The following is a 16,428-nucleotide window of genomic DNA, read 5'->3' as shown; positions in this document are numbered from 1 at the left end:
CGGACAAACTCGGCCGAATGAGGTTGTTTGGCAATGCGTTCTTTGAGCATGACAGTGGGCGAGTGCGCTCAGGCGGCGAGACGCTCGACCTCTAGCAGGCCGTTGGCGATGCCCGCTTCGCGCTGCGCCGGGCCGACCGCGATGCCGTCGGCGTGGACGAACTCGGGGGTGATGCCGATGAAGCCGAAGGTGCCGGTCAGATAGCTCTCGAGATGCTCGAGCGGGGCGGCGGGAGAGTCGGCGCCGTAATAGCCGCCGCGCGACAGGGCGACGATCACGCGCTTGTCACCGACCAGGCCCTCAGGGCGGCCGTCCTCGCCGTAGCGGAAGGTGCGGCCGGCGACGATGATCCGGTCGAGCCACGCTTTCAGCTGGCTGGGCAGCGTGAAATTATACATCGGCGCGCCGATCACGATGGTGTCGGCGGCGAGGAACTCGTCGATCACTTGGGTGTCGGCGAACGCGCCCAGCGTCAGATGGTCGAGCGGGTTGGCGACCAGGTCGCGGCGAATCACCGTCTCGCCGCGGTTCGAGGGCTCGAGCTGGTTGAGGATGCGCTCAGTGAGGATGCGGCTGACGCTGTTGTCGCCGGTGATGCTGCTGTCGATCTTGAGGATGGTCATGTTTTGGTCCTTGGTATTGATTTGTTACCCGGACACTTTAAATAACCCCCTATGGACACGCATCAAGACGGGATAAATTTGTTCCCCAGTCACACTCGTGTGACCCCCTCGTCGAAAGCGGGCCCAGCTGCCCTGCCCGGCCCGCCGCCGGACGAGCTCAAGCATGCCGGGTGCAAGAATGTCGCGCCGGTGCTCAACCGCGTCGGCGACAAATGGAGCATGTTGATCGTGATGATCCTGTCGAGCGGGTCGCGGCGCTTTTCCGAGTTGAAGCGCGAGATCGAAGGCATTTCGCAGCGCATGCTGACGCTCACCCTGCGCGGGCTCGAGCGCGACGGGCTGGTCACCCGCACCGTTACCCCGACCATCCCGCCGCGGGTCGATTACGAGCTGACCGAATTGGGCGACTCCTTGCGCGAGCCGGTCCAGGCACTCGGCGCGTGGGCGATCGAGCATATCGCCTGCATCCGCGCCGCGCAGGAGCGCTTCGACGCGGCGCGGGACGAATGAGCGGAGCAAGCCTGATGGCCGATCTCGACCAGGCGCCGGTCGCGCCGCGCGGCTCGCTGGGCGGGATTCCGGTGATCGACCTCGCTGGGCCGCGCGAGACGGTGGTGGCCGAGGTTGCGGCGGCGTGCCGCGACTGGGGCTTTTTCCAGATTACCGGCCACGGCGTCGCGCCCGCGGCGATCGAGCAAGTGATCGCCCGCGCCCGCGCCTTTTTCGCTCTGCCGCGCGATGCCAAGCGCGCGCATTTGCGCTCGCGCGACAACCCGTGGGGCTATTACGACCGCGAGCTGACCAAGGAGCGGCGCGACCGCAAGGAAGTGTTCGATATCGGCCCCGACGCCGGCGGGATCCGCGCCGCGCAGGGCGACCCGTTCCAGGGCGAGACCCCGTGGCCCGAGGCGCCGCCACAATTCCAGGCGCTGATCGAAGACTGGTTTGCGCGCATGACCGCAGTTTCGGCCACGCTGCTCGAATTGATCGCCGCAGGACTCGGCGACGAGCGCGGCGCGCTGGCGGGCGCGTTCGCGGCCGGTCACAGCAGCCATCTCCGCCTCAATTTCTACCCGCTCGGCGACCCGCTCGCGGACGAAGCCGGGGCGCCCGCCGGGCTCGGCGTCCACCACCACACCGATGCCGGCGCGCTGACCGTGCTGCTGCAGGACGCGGTCAGCGGGCTGCAGGTGTTTCATGACGGGCAATGGCACGACGCCGACCCGCTGGCGGGCGCGTTCACCATCAACATCGGCGACATGGTGCAGATCTGGTCGAACGACCGCTATCGCGCGCCGCCGCACCGCGTGCTGGCGATGGACCGCGACGAGCGCATCTCGCTGCCGTTCTTCTACAACCCCGCTTACACCAGCGACATCCGCCCGTTCGCCGACGATCCGCATTACCGCACGCTCAACTGGGGCGATTTCCGCCGCCGCCGCGCCGACGGGGATTTTGCTGATTACGGCACCGAGACGCAGATCAGCGACTGGCGGATCGCGCCCGCGCGCTAGCCGCGCCGCCGCCTTTCCCAATCGTGCTCCAGCGGATAGTGGCGAAGCCATGCTGAAGCCCGCCTCGCCGCCCGACATCGCCTCGCTCAAAATCCTCGACGAGCAGCTGCGCTGGCTGTCGGCGTGGACCATTCACTGCGCGAACCATCTGCGCCCATCGCCCGACGGGCTCAAGGTCGGCGGGCACCAGGCGAGCTGCGCGTCGATGACTGCGATCATGGCCGCGCTGTATTTCCATGCGCTGGGCAGGAACGACCGGGTAGCGGTCAAGCCGCACGCCGGGCCGGTGCTCCACGCGATCCATTACCTGCTCGGCAGCCAGAGCCGCGAGCAATTGGAAAATTTCCGCGGGTTCGGCGGGATGCAGAGCTACCCGAGCCGGACCAAAGACAAAATTCCGGTCGATTTCTCGACCGGCTCGGTAGGGCTCGGGGTGGCGATCACCGCCTTCTCCAGCCTGATCCAGGATTACCTCACCGCGCACGGCCTGATGGACGAAGGCGACTGCGGGCGGTTCGTGGCGTTGATCGGCGACGCCGAATTGGACGAAGGCAACATCTACGAGGCGCTGATCGAGGGCCACAAGCACGACGTCCGCAACCTGTGGTGGATCGTCGACTACAACCGCCAGAGCCTCGACGCGACCAGCGCCGACCGCATGTTCGAGCGCTTCGACGAAATCTTCGCCAGTTGCGGCTGGCGGGTGGTCGAACTGCGCTGGGGCAAGAAGCTGCAGGCCGCGCTCGACAAGAACCCCAAGCTGGCGGCGTGGCTCAACGCGCTGCCCAATGCCGACCTCGCCGCGCTCCACTATCAAGGCGGCGCGGCGTGGCGGGCGCGGATCGCGGCCGACGTCACACGGTCCGCCGCATTCCTCAAGGCACATGACAACGATGCGCTCGGCGCCTTGTTCAGCGACCTCGGCGGGCACTGCATGGACTCGCTGGTCGCCGCGTTCGACGCGGCGCAGGACGATGTCCCGACTTTGTTCATCGCGTGGACGATCAAGGGCCACGGTCTGCCGTTCGCCGGGCACAAGGACAATCACGCCGGGCTGATGAACCCCACGCAAATGGCCGCGCTGCGCGAAGCAATGGGGGTCGCCGAGGGGCGCGAGTGGGAGCCCCTCGAAGGCGTCGGCGCCAATGCCAAGCCGGGCGTCGAAGCGCTGATCGAGCGCAGCGGGATTGCGCGGGACAAGCGCGCGCGGGCGTTCGGCGCGATCGACGTGCCGGCCATTGCCGCGCCGGCCGGCGCCGAGCAGGCCACCCAGGCGGCCTTCGGGCGCATCCTGCTCGATCTCAGCAAAGCCGGGGGGACACTCGCGGACCGCATCGTCACCACCTCGCCCGACGTCACCGTCTCGACCAACCTCGGCGCGTGGGTCAACCAGCGCGGGCTGTTCCGGCGCAAGGACATGGCCGACGTCTTCGCCAAGGCAAAGATTGCGTCAGCGCAAAAGTGGTCGGGCACTAATCAAGGCCAGCAAATCGAGCTCGGCATCGCCGAAAACAACCTCTTCCTGATGCTCGCCGCGGCGGGCTTGGCGGGGGACATGTTCGGCGCGCGGCTGGTGCCCATCGGCACGCTCTACGATCCGTTCATCGCGCGCGGGCTCGATGCGCTCAACTACGCCTGCTATCAGGACGCCCGCTTCATCCTCGTCGCCACCCCGAGCGGGATCACGCTGGGTGCGGAGGGCGGCGCGCACCAGTCGATCAACCCGCCGCTGATCGCATTGGGCCAGCCCGGCCTGCGCCATTACGAGCCGGCGTTCGCCGACGAACTGGCGGCGATGCTCGAGGAAGCGTTCCGGCTGGTCGATGCCGAAGATGGCGAGTCGACCTATTTCCGCCTGTCGACCCGCGCCATCGCCCAGGTCGAGCGCGCCGACGACAGCTGGAAGGCCGATGCGCTCGCCGGCGGCTATTGGCTGCGCGAGCCGGGCGCGGGGGCCGAAGCGGCGATCGTCGCGATGGGCGCAGTGATGCCCGAGGCGCTGGCGGCGTGGGACGAGCTCAGCGCCGACGTCCCCGGGCTCGGCCTGCTCAGCGTGACCTCGCCCAACCTGCTCCATCGCGGCTGGACCGCGGCACAGGCGGCGCGGTGGGGCGGGCAGCGGAACCCGAGCCACATCGAAACGCTGCTCGGCCAGCTAGCCCCGGGCGCCGGGTTGGTGACCATCGCCGATGCGGCCCCGGCGTCGCTGTCGTGGCTCGGCGGCGTGCTCGGGCAGCGCGTTGCCCCGCTCGGGGTCGAGCGGTTCGGCCAGACCGGGTCGCTGCCCGACCTTTACGCCGCCTACCGCCTCGACGGCGCCGCGATCACCGAGGCCGCGGCCGAAATCCTCCTCTCCGGCCGCAATTAGCATCATTTGTTTACCGCTGCGGGCCTAGGATGGGCGCGGACGGAGTGGACAGCCCTTGATCGACGATATTTCGCGCGTGCCGGACCAGGTCCGGTGCGACGCCATCCAGGCCGACTTCCGCGCCGAGCGGAAGGACGGCGAGCGAAAGTCGATAAGGCGCGACCCGCCGCCGCTGGCCCGCGCCCTCGTCCCGACCGACGACATCCTCCAGCTCCGACTCGCCGAGGAAATCGACTATGCGCGGCGCATGCTCGACCTGATGGGGGACAAATTGTCCGCCGATCCCAATGTCGTCAGCCGCCACATGGTGTCGCTGCAGTCGGTCGACATCATCGGCCAAGTGCTCGGCCACCTGGCCGCCGTGGTGCGCTCGAGCGACCCGCACGGCGCCGTCGAACGCATCGGCATGAGCGACCTCAAGGGCCGATTGACCCGCCGCAGCCTGACCTGAGCTTGGCAAGTCCGCCGCGCCTCGCCTAGAGCAGGCGGATGCCAGGGCGCTACTTCGACGAGTGGACTGTCGGCGACACCATCGCGCATGCGGTCACGCGCACCGTCACCGAGACCGACAATGTGCTGATCTCGACGCTGACCCATAACCCGCAACCGCTCCACCTCGATCATGAGGCCGCGGCAAAATCCGAATTCGGCCAGCCTCTGGTCAACTCGGTGTTCACCTTCGGGTTGATGATCGGGGTCAGCGTGTCCGACACCACGCTCGGCACTTTGGTCGCCAATCTGGGCTACGACCAGCTGACCTTTCCCGCGCCGGTATTTGTCGGCGACACGCTGCGCAGCGAAAGCGTGGTGACCGCACTGCGCCCGAGCAAGTCGCGGCCCGACGCCGGGATCGTGACGTGGGAGCACAAGAGCTACAACCAGCACGGCAAATTGGTCGCGCGCTGCCTGCGCACCGCGTTGCTGGCAAAGAAGCCCGGCGCATGACGGCGGCCCCGCGCAGCTGGCTGTTCGTCCCCGCCGACAGCGAGAAGAAGGTCGCCAAGGCCCTCGCCAGCGACGCCGACGCGATCATCTTCGACCTCGAGGACAGCGTCGTGCCCGCGCAAAAGGCCGCCGCGCGCGACATCCTCAAGGGCCTCACCGCCAGCGAAGTCGAGGGCGGCCCGCAATGGTGGGTGCGCGTCAACCCGCTTGGCAGCGAGCATCTGAAGCAGGACCTCGAATTGCTCGGGCGCAGCGCGATCCACGGCATCGTGCTGCCCAAGGCCGAGGGCGGGTGGGACGTGGTCGAGCTCGCCCACCGCACCGGCAGCATCCCGATCCACGCGATCGTCACCGAAACCGCGGCGAGCCTGTTCGGGCTGCTCAGCTACCGCACCCCGCAGAGCCCGCTGGCGGCGATGAGCTGGGGCGCGGAAGACCTTTCGGCGGCGCTCGGCGCGGCGTCCAAACATGATTCCGATGGCGCGCTGTCGTTCACCTACCGCATGGCGCGCTCATTGTGCCTCGCCGGCGCGGTCGCCGCGGGGGTCCAGCCGGTCGACGGGGTGTTCACCGACTTCAAGGACGACCAAGGATTACGCGCCGAAGCCGAAGCCGCCGCGCGCGAAGGGTTTACAGGCAAACTCGCGATCCACCCGGCACAAGTCGCAACCATCAACGCCGCCTTCACGCCGTCGGCAGACGCGGTCAAGCATGCCAAGGCGATCGTCGCGGCTTTTGCGGCACAGCCCGACGCGGGCGTGCTATCGGTCGACGGCAAGATGGTCGACCGCCCGCACCTGGTGCAGGCCAGAAGCATCTTGGAACGATCAAAGTAGGAGGCTGCAATGGCCACGACTGCCGAACCGCACAGCGCGCACACCCGGGCGGGCACCGACCAGGCCACGCCCGCCAAGGGCTGGGGCACCGACGCGCCCGACCAGCCGCTGCGGCCGATGGACTTCGAGCGCCGCGCGCTGCGCCCGGACGACGTGGCGATCGAGATTACCTTCGCCGGCATCTGCCACAGCGACCTCCATACCTGCCGCAACGACTGGGGCGGGACGCGCTACCCGGTCATCCCGGGGCACGAAATCGTCGGCACCGTCACCGCGGTCGGCGGGGAGGTGACGCGTCATCAGGTCGGCGACACCGTCGCGGTCGGCTGCATGGTCGACAGCTGCATGAAGTGCGACCAGTGCCTCGAAGGCTGGGAGGTGTTCTGCCGCGAAGGCTGCGTGCAGACCTACAACAGCCCCGACCGCCACGACGGCACGATCAGCAAAGGCGGCTACACCGACCATATCGTGGTGCGCGACCATTTCGTCTTGAAGGTGCCGGCGGGGATGGACGCCTCGCGCACCGCGCCCTTGCTGTGCGCCGGGATCACCACATACTCGCCGCTGCGCCAGTACAATGTCGGCGAGGGCACCAAGGTCGCGGTAATCGGCCTCGGCGGGCTCGGCCACATGGGGGTCAAATTGGCCGCGGCGATGGGTGCGCATGTGACGATGATCACCACCACCCCGGAAAAGGGCGAGGACGCGCGCCGGCTCGGCGCCCACGACGTGATCGTGTCGACCGACCCCGAGGCGATGAAGGCGGCGGCGACGCGCTTCGACTTCATCCTCAACACCGTTCCGGTCAGCCACGAGATCGACCCCTATTTGAACCTGCTCGGCCGCTCGGGGCGGATGGTGATCGTCGGCGCGCTGACCCCGATGCCGGGCTTCACCGGGTTCAACATCATCTGGTGGAACCGCGCGGTTGGCGGCTCGGCGATCGGCGGCATTCCCGAGACCCAGGAGATGCTCGATTTCTGCGCCGAGCGGGGCATTTACCCCGATTGCGAGATGATCCGCATGGACGAGGTCAACGAGGCCTATGAGCGATTGCTCAAGAACGACGTGCGCTACCGCTTCGTGATCGACATGGCGACGATGGGCGCGGCGGCGTAAGCACAATGGCCGCGGCGATCCATCCCGTCCCGGCCGACTTCGCCAGCGATATCGGCCCCGACGAGCTGGCCGCGCTGCACCGCGCCGCCGACAGCGACGCCGACACCTTCTGGCTCGAGCAGGCCAAAAGGCTGACGTGGGACAGCGTGCCGACCCAAGCCGGCGACTGGTCGTTCGACGAGGCCGATTTCCGCATCCGCTGGTACGCCGACGGCAAGCTCAACCTGTCGACCAATTGCCTCGACCGCCATCTCGCGGAACGCGGCGACCAGGTCGCGCTGGTGTTCGAGGCCGACGAGCCGGGCGACGGGCGCACGCTGACCTACCATGAGCTCCACGCCGAGACCTGCCGCTTCGCCAATTTGCTCAAGGCGCGCGGGGTCAGGCGCGGCGACCGGGTGATGATCTATTTGCCGATGATCCCCGAGGCGGCGGCGGCGATGCTGGCGTGCGCGCGGATCGGCGCGGTCCATTCGGTGGTGTTCGGCGGTTTTTCCCCCGACAGCCTGGCCGGGCGCATCGCCGATTGCGACGCTTGCTGCGTGATCACCGCCGACGAGGGCCGGCGCGGCGGCAAGGCGATCCCCTTGAAGGCCAATGTCGATGCCGCCCTCGCCAAGCGCGACGTGGCGACCGTGATCGTCGTCGCGCGCACCGGCGCCGAGGTGGCGATGAAGGACGGCCGCGACGTCGCTTATTCCGCGAACCGCGACACGCTCGCCACCGATTGCCCGGCCGAGGTGATGGATGCCGAGGATCCGTTGTTCATCCTCTACACCTCGGGCTCGACCGGGCAGCCGAAAGGCGTCGTCCACTCGATCGGCGGCTATGCGGTGTGGGCGGCGACCACCTTCGACTGGATCTTCGGCCCGCGCGACGACGACATCTTCTGGTGCACCGCCGATGTCGGCTGGATCACCGGGCACAGCTACGTCGTCTACGGCCCGCTGCTCCACGGCGCGACCAGCGTGATGTTCGACGGTGTGCCCAATTACCCCGACTTCGGGCGGCTGTGGGAAACCGTCGACCGCTTGGGCGTGACTATCCTCTACACCGCGCCGACCGCGATCCGCGCGCTCGCCCGCGAAGGCGACGCACCGGTCAAGGCGCACAGCCGCAAGAGCCTGCGCCTGCTCGGCACCGTCGGCGAGCCGATCAACCCCGAGGCGTGGGAATGGTATTGGCGGGTGGTCGGCGACGGGCGCTGCCCGGTGGTCGACACCTGGTGGCAGACCGAGACCGGCGGCATCCTGATTTCGGGCTTCCCCGGCGCGACCGCGATGAAGCCCGGGTCGGCCTCGCGCCCGCTGCCCGGCATCCGCCCGTTGCTGGTCGATGCCGAAGGCCGCGCGCTGCCCGGCGCAACCAGCGGCAACCTCTGCCTCGCCGCCTCATGGCCGGGGCAGATGCGCACCGTGTGGGGCGACCACGCGCGCTTCTTCCAGACCTATTTCACCACCTACCCCGGGCTCTACTTCACCGGCGACGGGTGCCGCCGCGACGAGGATGAGTATTACTGGATCACCGGCCGCGTCGACGATGTCATCAACGTTTCCGGCCACCGCATCGGCACCGCCGAAGTCGAGAGCGCTTTGGTCGCCCACCCCAAGGTCGCCGAGGCGGCGGTGGTCGGCTTTCCCCACGACATCAAGGGCCAGGCGATCTACGCCTTCGTCACCCTGAACGCGGGCGAGGACGGCGACGATGCATTGCGCAAGGACTTGGTCGGCGAAGTGCGGCGCGACATCGGCGCGCTCGCCGCGCCCGAGAAAATCCACTTCACCCCGGCGCTGCCCAAGACCCGCTCGGGCAAGATCATGCGCCGCATTTTAAGGAAGATCGCTGAGGGCGACACCGCGGCGCTCGGCGACACCTCGACTTTGGCAGACCCCTCGGTGGTCGATGCCCTGCTCACCGGAAAGGGCCTGGAATGATTCGCCTGCTGTTCGCCTTGCTGCTGCTCGGCGCCGCCACCGCCGCCCCCGCCCAGACCCTCGACCCGCTCGCCTTCTTCACCGGCAAGACGCGCGGCGACGGCTCGCTCAAGATCGTCTTCCAGTCGCGCGTGCCGATCCGCATCGAGAGCTTCGGCAAGCCCGACGGGCGCGGCGGAATGACGCTCGACCAGACCATTCACGAGGGATCGAAACCACCGCGCGACCGCCGCTGGGTGCTGCGCCCGACCTCGCCGACGACGATGGTCGGGACCATCACCGACACCCCCGGCCAGGTCCACGGCCGCCTGGCGGGCAACAAGCTCTACCTCAACTACACGATGAAGGGGGGCATGAAGGCGAGCCAGGTGCTGACCCTGCAGAAAGGCGGCCGCGCGATCGTCAACAAGATGACCGTGCGCCGCCTCGGCCTGGTCGTGGCGCGCGTCGAGGAAACCATCCGCAAGCTGGACTGACGCCTCGGCGCTGCTATCCCTGAAGCCACTGGCGTGGGGAGCGACGAATGGCAGCCGAGCAAAAGAAATGGTCGATGGCGCGGGTGGTGATCGCCTCCTCGGCCGGCACCGCGTTCGAATGGTACGACTTCTTCATCTTCGGCGCGCTCGCGGCGACCATCTCGAAAGTGTTCTTCGCCGGGCTCGACCCGACCGCCGCGCTGATCGCCGCCCTGGGCCTGTTCGCCGCCGGCTTCGCGTTCCGCCCGCTGGGCGCGCTGATCTTCGGCGTGGTCGGCGACAAATTGGGCCGCAAGGGCGCGTTTTTGATCACCGTCAGCCTGATGGGCGCGGCGACCTTCGCGATCGGGCTGCTGCCGACCTACGCCACCGCCGGCGCGCTGGCGCCGACCCTGCTGATCGTCCTCCGCATCCTCCAGGGCATCGCGCTCGGCGGCGAATATGGCGGCGCCGCGATCTACGTCGCCGAGCATTCCCCCGACGACCGGCGCGGGGCGATGACCGGGTGGATCCAGTCGTCGGCCTCGTTCGGCCTGCTCGCCGCTTTGCTGGTGATCCTCGGCACGCGCACCGCGCTCGGCGAGGAAGCGTTCCTCGAATGGGGCTGGCGCATCCCGTTCCTGGTCTCGCTGCTGCTACTCGGCATTTCGGTGTGGATGCGCGCCAAGCTCGCCGAAAGCCCGCACTTCGCCAAATTGAAGGAGGAGGACGACCTCTCCCACGCGCCGTTGAAGGAAGCGTTCGGCACGCGTGACAACCAGAAGCGCGTGCTCACCGCTTTCTTCGGCATCATGTGCGCGCAAGGCGCGGTGTGGTATTGCACGTTCTTCTACATGCAGGTGTTTCTCGGCCGCTCGGTCGGGCTCGCCGAGCCGACCGTCAATTTGCTGCTGATCGTGATGACCCTGGTCAGCGCGCCGCTGTACGTGTTCTTCGGCTGGCTCAGCGACCGCATCGGGCGCAAGCCGGTGCTGGTCGGCGGGATGCTGCTCGGGCTGCTGCTGTACATCCCCGGCTTCCATTTGATCGCGAGCGCCGCCAACCCCGCGCTGGTCGCGGCGCAGGAACGCACCCCGGTGGTGGTCGCGACCGACCCGGCGACCTGCTCGGTGCAATTCGACCCGGTCGGCACCGCGCGCTTCGCCAGTGCGTGCGACATCGCCAAGAGCCTGCTCGTCGCGCGCGGCATTTCGTACAAGACGGTCGCCTCGTCCGACGGGGCGACCCATGTCAGCGCCGGGCCCCAGCACCTCGTCATCCCCAGCGGCGATGCGCTCGCCGGGCCCGAGTTGAAGGCGCTCAAGACAGCCACCGGCGAGCAGTTGAAGGCCGCGCTGACCAGCGTCGGCTATCCCGCCGCGGCCGACCCCGAGGCGGTCAATTACCCGCTGCTGCTGACGGTGCTGCTCGGCTTCGTCGTCGCCGCCTGCGCCTTGTACGGCCCGCAGGCCGCGGCATTGGTCGAGATGTTCCCCACCCGCGTGCGCTACACTGCCCTGTCTCTGCCGTACCATGTCGGCACCGGCTGGGTCGGCGGGTTCCTGCCGGTCACCAGCTTCGCCTTGGTGGCGATCACCGGCAATATCTACGCCAGCCTGTGGTACCCGATCTTCTTCACCGCATTGTCGGTGGTGGTGGCGCTGCTGTTCTTGAAGGAAACCCGCGGCAAACCGCTCGACGCGGTGTAGGCGCTCATGCGCACCAGTGGATGTCGATCGGCTGCTCGGCTTCGGCCAGCACGCGGCCGATCGGGAGTTTCGACGAGTGGCCGTCGGCGATCGCGCCCTCGAGCATATCGCGCTTGGCCTGGCCGGTGACGGTGATCAGCAGAGTCCGCGCGGCGAGGATCGAGGCGCGGGTCAGCGTCACGCGCGCGACCGGCGCGTCGGCCGGCAGCGGATCGGGCATCACCCCGACCGCGCGGCGGGCCTTGGGCGCATCGAGCGCGTCCTGGAGGTCGGGGCCGGCAAAGATTGACGCGGTGCTGCCGTCGTCGCCGATGCCGAGCCAGACCAGGTCGGGCGGCCACGGGAAATCCTGCAACCGCGCATCGGCCGAATTGCCCGCCAGGCGGTAATCCTCGATCCCCGTCGCGATCGGGATCACCCGCGCGCCGGCCGGCAAGAACGCCTTGGCGATGGCGCGGATGTTGCTCGCCTCGCTGTCCATCGGCACCAGCCGGTCGTCGGTCGGGATGATCGTAACTTTCTTCCACGGCAGGCCGCGCGCCGCGAGCTTGGCGAAGATCGGCTGCGGGGTGGCGCCGCCGGGCAGCGCGACCAGCGCCGAATCGCGCGCGTCGAGGGCGCTTTCGATGATGAAGCCGACGTCTCCCGCGACCGCCTCCGCCATCTCCTCGGCGCTGTCATAGTCCCACCATTCGGCTTCGATCATCGCATCTTCCAGTTCAAGCTACCGCGGCGGCTCCTGCCCGTAGGCGGCCCAATCCGCAACCCGCCGCCCGTTGCGATCGAGCGCGGGGCGGAAGCGCAGCCGCTGCCGCGCGACCGCGCACACCTGATCGTCGATCGCGCGGACCCCCGTGCTGCGGTCGATGATGCACTGGATGATATTGCCGTCCGCGTCGACCCGGAAGCGCATGAACGCCCACGCCCCGCGCGGCCATGCGTCGAGCATGGCGCGTGGGAAATCGCGGCCTCCCAGCGGGCGCGTCGCCAGCCGGGTGCGCGTCGCGGCGAGCCCATCGCCCCCGCCGCCACCGCCGCTGCCCGCCCCGCCGCTGCCGGTGCCGGTGCCGATCCCGCCGGCGCCGGTGCCGGGCCCGCGCACCGGCGCGGCGCCCTGGGTCGGGTTGGCGCCCTGCTTGGGGATTTCGGCGGCGACGATCGTCGGCGGCAGCGGCAGCTCGACGCGCGGCTTGGGCGCGACCACCGGGGTTGCCTCGCTCTTGATGTTCTTGGGCGCCGACGCGCCTTCCTTTTCCTTGGGTTTTTCTTTCTCGACCTGCCGCTCGACCGGCGGCGGGGGCGGCGGTGCGACGATATCGCGCACGTCGAACACCTGCAGCTCGCGCTGGACGGCGGTGACATCGACCGTACCCGACAAATGCAACAGCGCGAATGCCAGCCCGGCGTGGATCGCCACCACGGCGACCATGGCGCCGCCCTTGTCGCGGGGTTTGAGGTCGGTACGGTACATCGTTTCGGTCAACGTCGCGCGGGTCGCCGCGGTTGCCGCTACTGCTCGCGCAGCGCGCGCCAGAACTGCCCGGTCAGCGGCTCGATCATATATTGCAGCGCGGTGCGCTTGCGCACAGCGAGCACCACCTCGACCGGCAGGCCGGGGCGCAGCTCGCCGCGGCCGAGCACGCCGCGCACCTTGTCGAGCTCGGCCGGCTGCACCTCGAGCTCGGCGCGGAAGTAGGAGCGGCCGCTCTTCTCGTCGGTAAAGCTGTCGGCCGAAATCGTGCGCACCGTTCCGCTCAGCAGCGGCAGGCTGCTGTCGTGGACGCTGAGGAAGCGCACCTGGGCGGTCTGGCCGGCGAACACGTCGTCGGCGTCGCCCGGCTCGATCTGCACCTGGATGATCAAGGCACGGTTCTGCGGCACCACCTCCATCAGCGTCTGGCCCGGCGCGACCACCCCGCCGACGGTGAACACGGTGAGGCCTACCACCCGCCCCGAGGCCGGCGCGCGGATCCGCGAGCGCTGCAATTGCTCGCGCGCGGCGACCAGCTTGGGCAGCACCTCGGACAATCGCGCCTGGGTCTCGCGCAAATCGGTCGCGACCTGCTCGAGCGACTGGCGGCTGAGCGACAGCGATTGCATGCGGCTTTCGCCCATCCCCTCGCTCGCCTTGGCGACCTCGGCCGCCATCGCCGCCTCGCGCCCGCGCAAGTCGGCCAGCGCCCGCTCCAGCGCGCGCAGGCGGTTGGTCGAGGCAAAGCCCTTCTTCTCCAGCTCGCGCATCCCGGCGATCTCGTCGGCGAGCAGTTTCTGCTGGTCCTGGTACGAGCGGCGTTGCTCGTAATAGCCGGTCTGCTGCTCGCTCAGCTGGCGCGAGCGCTGGCCGAGCACCGATTGCTGCGCCGACATCGACGACACCGTCGCCGACAATTGCGCGCGCTGCAGCCGCAGCGCCTGCTCCGCCAGCATGCGGTCGGCGGGCGACAGGCCGGCGAACTCGGGCGGGGTGGCGAACCCGCGCTGGCCGGCGCGCTCGGCCATCAGCCGCGCGCGCTGGGCGAGCAAAGTCAGATAATCGCTGGTCAGCGCACGCTCGGTGGCGAGCAGGTCAGGCGTCGACATTTCGACCAGGATTTGCCCGGCGCGGACCTGCTGGCCCTCGCGCACGTGGATCGCGGTGACCACCCCGCCCTCGCGGTGCTGGACCGCCTGGCGGTTGCCCGACACCGCCACCACGCCCTGGCCGTGGACCCCGGCGTCGAGCGGGGCGAGCGCCGCCCAGCCGAGCAGGATAACGAAGAAGAAAATGCCGATCGCGGCGCCGATGCGGATGTCGCGGCGCGGGTCGTCGACGCTCGGCGGCACCTCGGCCGGGACCAATTGGCTGTGGGCGGTCATGCCGTGCGCTCCGCGCCCGCCGCACCCGGCGTATCGGGGGTGCCCGGCGTGCCCGACAGCCGCGCGACGACTTCCTTGGCCGGGCCGAGCAATTTGGGCTTGCCCTCGGCGAGCACCAGCAGGCGGTCGGCGGAGTGCAGCACGGCGCGGCGGTGGGCGATCACCAGCACCGTCGCCCCGGCCTTGCGCGCCTGGTCGATCGAATGGATCAACGCGGTCTCGCCATCGCCGTCGAGGAACGCGTTGGGCTCGTCGAAAATGAGCACCTTGGGGTCGCCGTAGAAGGCGCGCGCGATGGCGATGCGCTGCGCCTGCCCCGCCGACAGCCCGGCGCCGAGCGGCCCCAGCCGCGTGTCATAGCCCTGCGGGAACTGGAGGATCAGCTCATGGACCCCGGCGCGCTGCGCGGCGTGGACCACTTTGGCGTCGATATCCTCGCCACCCGCCATTCCGCCCCCGGCAAACGCGGCGAAGCGCGAGATATTCTCCTTGATCGTGCCCTCGATCAGCCCCGGCTCCTGCGGCACGTAGCCGATGTGGCGGGCAAGCTCGTCCTGCTCCCAGTCGCTCAATTGCGCGCCGTCGATGCGCACCGTGCCGACATCGGGCACCACCGCGCCGGCGATGACCTTGGCCAGCGTCGTCTTGCCCGACCCGCTGGGGCCGATGATCCCGAAAATCTCGCCCGGCTTGGCCTGGAAGCTGACCCCGAACAGCACCGCGCGGCCGTCGGGCGATCGCACCCCGACCTGCTCGACGTCGATGCGGCCTTTCGGCGCGGGCAGCGCGGTGCGAATCCGCTCGGGCTCGTCGCGGCCGAGCGCGTCGGTCAGCCGCTCGAGTGCAGCGCGCGCCGAATTGAGCGACGACCAGCCGCCGATCAGCCCCTCGATCGGCTGCAGCGCGCGGCTGATCAGGATCGACGCGGCGATGATCGCGCCGGCCGAAATGTAACCGGCAATCGCCAGCAACGCGCCGAGCCCGAGCGCCGCCGACTGCACGAACAGCCGCAGGAACCGGCTCAGCGCCGAATAGCGCCCGCCGGCGAACTGCGCCTGGGCGAGGCTGGTCAGCCCGACCGCGCGCTGCTGCAGCTGGCGCGACACCATCGCGCCCTGCATGCCCAGGGCGCGCACCGTCTGGCTGTGCAAGGCGACCGCCTGCTCGGAGGCGTGCGAGGCGGCCATCGCGCGCGTCGCGACCTGCGTCGTCTCCTGCGTCGCGCGCTGGTTGCGCCACGCGACCGCCAGCAGCAGCACCGCCGAGACCACCGCCAGCACCCCGATCCAGAAGTGCAGCATGAACGCGACGACCAGGAACAACGGCGACCACGGCGCATCGAGCACCGCGGCCGAGACCGGGCTGGCGATGGTCTGGCGCACGGTGTCGAAGTCGCGCATCGCCTGGATGCTGGCGTTCGAGCCATTGGCCATCATGCGCTTGAGGATCTGCGGCGCGAGCAGAGTGTCGAGGCGGACGCTGGCGCGGACCAGCAGGCGGTTGCGGATGCCGTCGAGCGCGGCCAGCGTCATCAGCGCCACCGCCAGCGCCAAAGTGACGAACAGCAGGGTCGTCTTGCCGCCGGTGGCGACCACGCGGTCGTAGACCTGGAGCATGTAGAGCGCGGGGGCGAGGAACAGCAGATTGACGAGAAAGCTGAACAGCATTGCCGCGATAAAATGCGGCCGGCAGTCCCGCACCGCGTCGGCAACCACGGCCGGAAGCTGGATACCGGCGATCCTCATGGCTTTCTCCCGCCGGGTAAGGGCGGACTAACCTAGCAAGTAATCGGCGCCATGGCCAAACTGGCCGGCGTCGAAGTGGAGGAACGGGGTCTCGAAGGCGGGCCGCGCGTGGGGGCTGAACGCCGGGCTGTTGAGCAAAGCGACCAGCTGCTCGAAGTTGCCCGGGTAGAGATCGCCCGGCCGGTCGTCGACGTGCGGCCACTCGACTTGAACCGGCACAACCTGCTTGTCCGGTGCCGCGGCCGACGCCACCACGGTGAAATCTCCCGCGCCGAGGACGGTGTTCACCGCCACCTTGGCGAACAATATCTTGGCGCCCGCGCC

At 69.0% G+C, this 16,428-nt stretch carries 16 protein-coding genes; 10 read left to right on the top strand and 6 right to left on the bottom strand.

Going from position 1 to position 16,428, the window contains the following annotated elements; all coding sequences use genetic code 11:
* Window positions 1-68: 68 nt before the first annotated feature.
* Window positions 69-623, bottom strand: a complete 555-nt coding sequence (locus RMP08_RS08720) for an NAD(P)H-dependent oxidoreductase (protein WP_310468606.1) — start codon at window positions 621-623, stop codon at window positions 69-71.
* Between the two features lie 51 nt (window positions 624-674).
* On the opposite strand from RMP08_RS08720, the gene RMP08_RS08715 reads away from it, so the two are divergent.
* The 10 genes from RMP08_RS08715 to RMP08_RS08670 all read left to right on the top strand — a co-directional run bounded on the left by RMP08_RS08715 (window position 675) and on the right by RMP08_RS08670 (window position 11,503).
* Window positions 675-1,133, top strand: a complete 459-nt coding sequence (locus tag RMP08_RS08715) for a helix-turn-helix domain-containing protein (protein ID WP_310468605.1) — start codon at window positions 675-677, stop codon at window positions 1,131-1,133.
* Between the two features lie 14 nt (window positions 1,134-1,147).
* On the top strand, window positions 1,148-2,137 hold the full coding sequence (locus tag RMP08_RS08710; protein ID WP_310468604.1) for a 2OG-Fe(II) oxygenase family protein: 990 nt from the start codon (window positions 1,148-1,150) through the stop codon (window positions 2,135-2,137).
* 49 nt (window positions 2,138-2,186) lie between these two features.
* The gene (locus tag RMP08_RS08705; RefSeq protein WP_310468603.1) at window positions 2,187-4,505 is read left to right on the top strand and encodes a transketolase; all 2,319 of its coding nucleotides are present in this window, start codon (window positions 2,187-2,189) and stop codon (window positions 4,503-4,505) included.
* A 76-nt stretch (window positions 4,506-4,581) separates the two neighbouring features.
* Window positions 4,582-4,956, top strand: coding sequence for a hypothetical protein (locus RMP08_RS08700; protein WP_310468602.1), 375 nt, complete (start codon window positions 4,582-4,584; stop codon window positions 4,954-4,956).
* Between the two features lie 38 nt (window positions 4,957-4,994).
* Window positions 4,995-5,450, top strand: coding sequence for a MaoC family dehydratase (locus RMP08_RS08695; RefSeq protein ID WP_310468601.1), 456 nt, complete (start codon window positions 4,995-4,997; stop codon window positions 5,448-5,450).
* A complete protein-coding gene (locus tag RMP08_RS08690) occupies window positions 5,447-6,286 on the top strand; it encodes a CoA ester lyase (RefSeq protein WP_310468600.1) in 840 nt (279 codons plus the stop codon). The genes RMP08_RS08695 and RMP08_RS08690 overlap by 4 nt, the downstream gene beginning before the upstream one ends.
* Before the next feature lie 9 nt (window positions 6,287-6,295).
* Window positions 6,296-7,405 carry an NAD(P)-dependent alcohol dehydrogenase gene (locus tag RMP08_RS08685; protein ID WP_310468599.1) on the top strand — a complete coding sequence of 370 codons (1,110 nt, stop codon included), beginning with the start codon at window positions 6,296-6,298 and terminating at the stop codon, window positions 7,403-7,405.
* 5 nt (window positions 7,406-7,410) lie between these two features.
* A complete protein-coding gene (gene acs / locus RMP08_RS08680) occupies window positions 7,411-9,339 on the top strand; it encodes an acetate--CoA ligase (RefSeq protein ID WP_310468598.1) in 1,929 nt (642 codons plus the stop codon).
* Window positions 9,336-9,815 carry a DUF3833 family protein gene (locus RMP08_RS08675; protein ID WP_310468597.1) on the top strand — a complete coding sequence of 160 codons (480 nt, stop codon included), beginning with the start codon at window positions 9,336-9,338 and terminating at the stop codon, window positions 9,813-9,815. The genes acs and RMP08_RS08675 overlap by 4 nt, the downstream gene beginning before the upstream one ends.
* Window positions 9,816-9,862: 47 nt before the next feature.
* Window positions 9,863-11,503, top strand: a complete 1,641-nt coding sequence (locus RMP08_RS08670) for an MFS transporter (protein ID WP_310468595.1) — start codon at window positions 9,863-9,865, stop codon at window positions 11,501-11,503.
* Between the two features lie 4 nt (window positions 11,504-11,507).
* On the opposite strand, the gene RMP08_RS08665 is transcribed toward RMP08_RS08670, so the two are convergent.
* The 5 genes from RMP08_RS08665 to RMP08_RS08645 form a co-directional block, all read right to left on the bottom strand.
* Window positions 11,508-12,209, bottom strand: a complete 702-nt coding sequence (locus RMP08_RS08665) for a 6-phosphogluconolactonase (RefSeq protein WP_310468594.1) — start codon at window positions 12,207-12,209, stop codon at window positions 11,508-11,510.
* 18 nt (window positions 12,210-12,227) lie between these two features.
* Window positions 12,228-12,974 carry an energy transducer TonB gene (locus RMP08_RS08660; protein WP_310468593.1) on the bottom strand — a complete coding sequence of 249 codons (747 nt, stop codon included), beginning with the start codon at window positions 12,972-12,974 and terminating at the stop codon, window positions 12,228-12,230.
* 38 nt (window positions 12,975-13,012) lie between these two features.
* Window positions 13,013-14,359 carry an HlyD family type I secretion periplasmic adaptor subunit gene (locus RMP08_RS08655; RefSeq protein WP_310468592.1) on the bottom strand — a complete coding sequence of 449 codons (1,347 nt, stop codon included), beginning with the start codon at window positions 14,357-14,359 and terminating at the stop codon, window positions 13,013-13,015.
* Entirely contained in the window at window positions 14,356-16,104 is a 1,749-nt protein-coding gene (locus RMP08_RS08650; RefSeq protein ID WP_310468591.1) for a type I secretion system permease/ATPase, read from the bottom strand. Before RMP08_RS08650 ends, RMP08_RS08655 begins: the two co-directional genes overlap by 4 nt.
* Window positions 16,105-16,131: 27 nt before the next feature.
* The coding region (locus RMP08_RS08645; protein WP_310468590.1) for a hypothetical protein at window positions 16,132-16,428 on the bottom strand (297 nt) is incomplete at its 5' end.

Source organism: Sphingomonas sp. (genome assembly GCF_031426035.1).
Taxonomy (GTDB): domain Bacteria; phylum Pseudomonadota; class Alphaproteobacteria; order Sphingomonadales; family Sphingomonadaceae; genus Sphingomicrobium.
Note: the sequence above shows the minus strand (reverse complement) of the source record. Positions and strands in the feature narration are given on the sequence as shown.

What these genes read in the sequence shown, in the direction of transcription:
- RMP08_RS08720 (WP_310468606.1), bottom strand. Translation starts at nt 623, where the DNA reads ATGACCATCCTCAAGATCGACAGCAGCATCACCGGCGACAACAGCGTC.
- RMP08_RS08715 (WP_310468605.1), top strand. Translation starts at nt 675, where the DNA reads ATGGACACGCATCAAGACGGGATAAATTTGTTCCCCAGTCACACTCGT.
- RMP08_RS08710 (WP_310468604.1), top strand. Translation starts at nt 1,148, where the DNA reads ATGGCCGATCTCGACCAGGCGCCGGTCGCGCCGCGCGGCTCGCTGGGC.
- RMP08_RS08705 (WP_310468603.1), top strand. Translation starts at nt 2,187, where the DNA reads ATGCTGAAGCCCGCCTCGCCGCCCGACATCGCCTCGCTCAAAATCCTC.
- RMP08_RS08695 (WP_310468601.1), top strand. Translation starts at nt 4,995, where the DNA reads ATGCCAGGGCGCTACTTCGACGAGTGGACTGTCGGCGACACCATCGCG.
- RMP08_RS08690 (WP_310468600.1), top strand. Translation starts at nt 5,447, where the DNA reads ATGACGGCGGCCCCGCGCAGCTGGCTGTTCGTCCCCGCCGACAGCGAG.
- RMP08_RS08685 (WP_310468599.1), top strand. Translation starts at nt 6,296, where the DNA reads ATGGCCACGACTGCCGAACCGCACAGCGCGCACACCCGGGCGGGCACC.
- acs (WP_310468598.1), top strand. Translation starts at nt 7,411, where the DNA reads ATGGCCGCGGCGATCCATCCCGTCCCGGCCGACTTCGCCAGCGATATC.
- RMP08_RS08675 (WP_310468597.1), top strand. Translation starts at nt 9,336, where the DNA reads ATGATTCGCCTGCTGTTCGCCTTGCTGCTGCTCGGCGCCGCCACCGCC.
- RMP08_RS08670 (WP_310468595.1), top strand. Translation starts at nt 9,863, where the DNA reads ATGGCAGCCGAGCAAAAGAAATGGTCGATGGCGCGGGTGGTGATCGCC.
- RMP08_RS08665 (WP_310468594.1), bottom strand. Translation starts at nt 12,209, where the DNA reads ATGATCGAAGCCGAATGGTGGGACTATGACAGCGCCGAGGAGATGGCG.
- RMP08_RS08660 (WP_310468593.1), bottom strand. Translation starts at nt 12,974, where the DNA reads ATGTACCGTACCGACCTCAAACCCCGCGACAAGGGCGGCGCCATGGTC.
- RMP08_RS08655 (WP_310468592.1), bottom strand. Translation starts at nt 14,359, where the DNA reads ATGACCGCCCACAGCCAATTGGTCCCGGCCGAGGTGCCGCCGAGCGTC.
- RMP08_RS08650 (WP_310468591.1), bottom strand. Translation starts at nt 16,104, where the DNA reads ATGAGGATCGCCGGTATCCAGCTTCCGGCCGTGGTTGCCGACGCGGTG.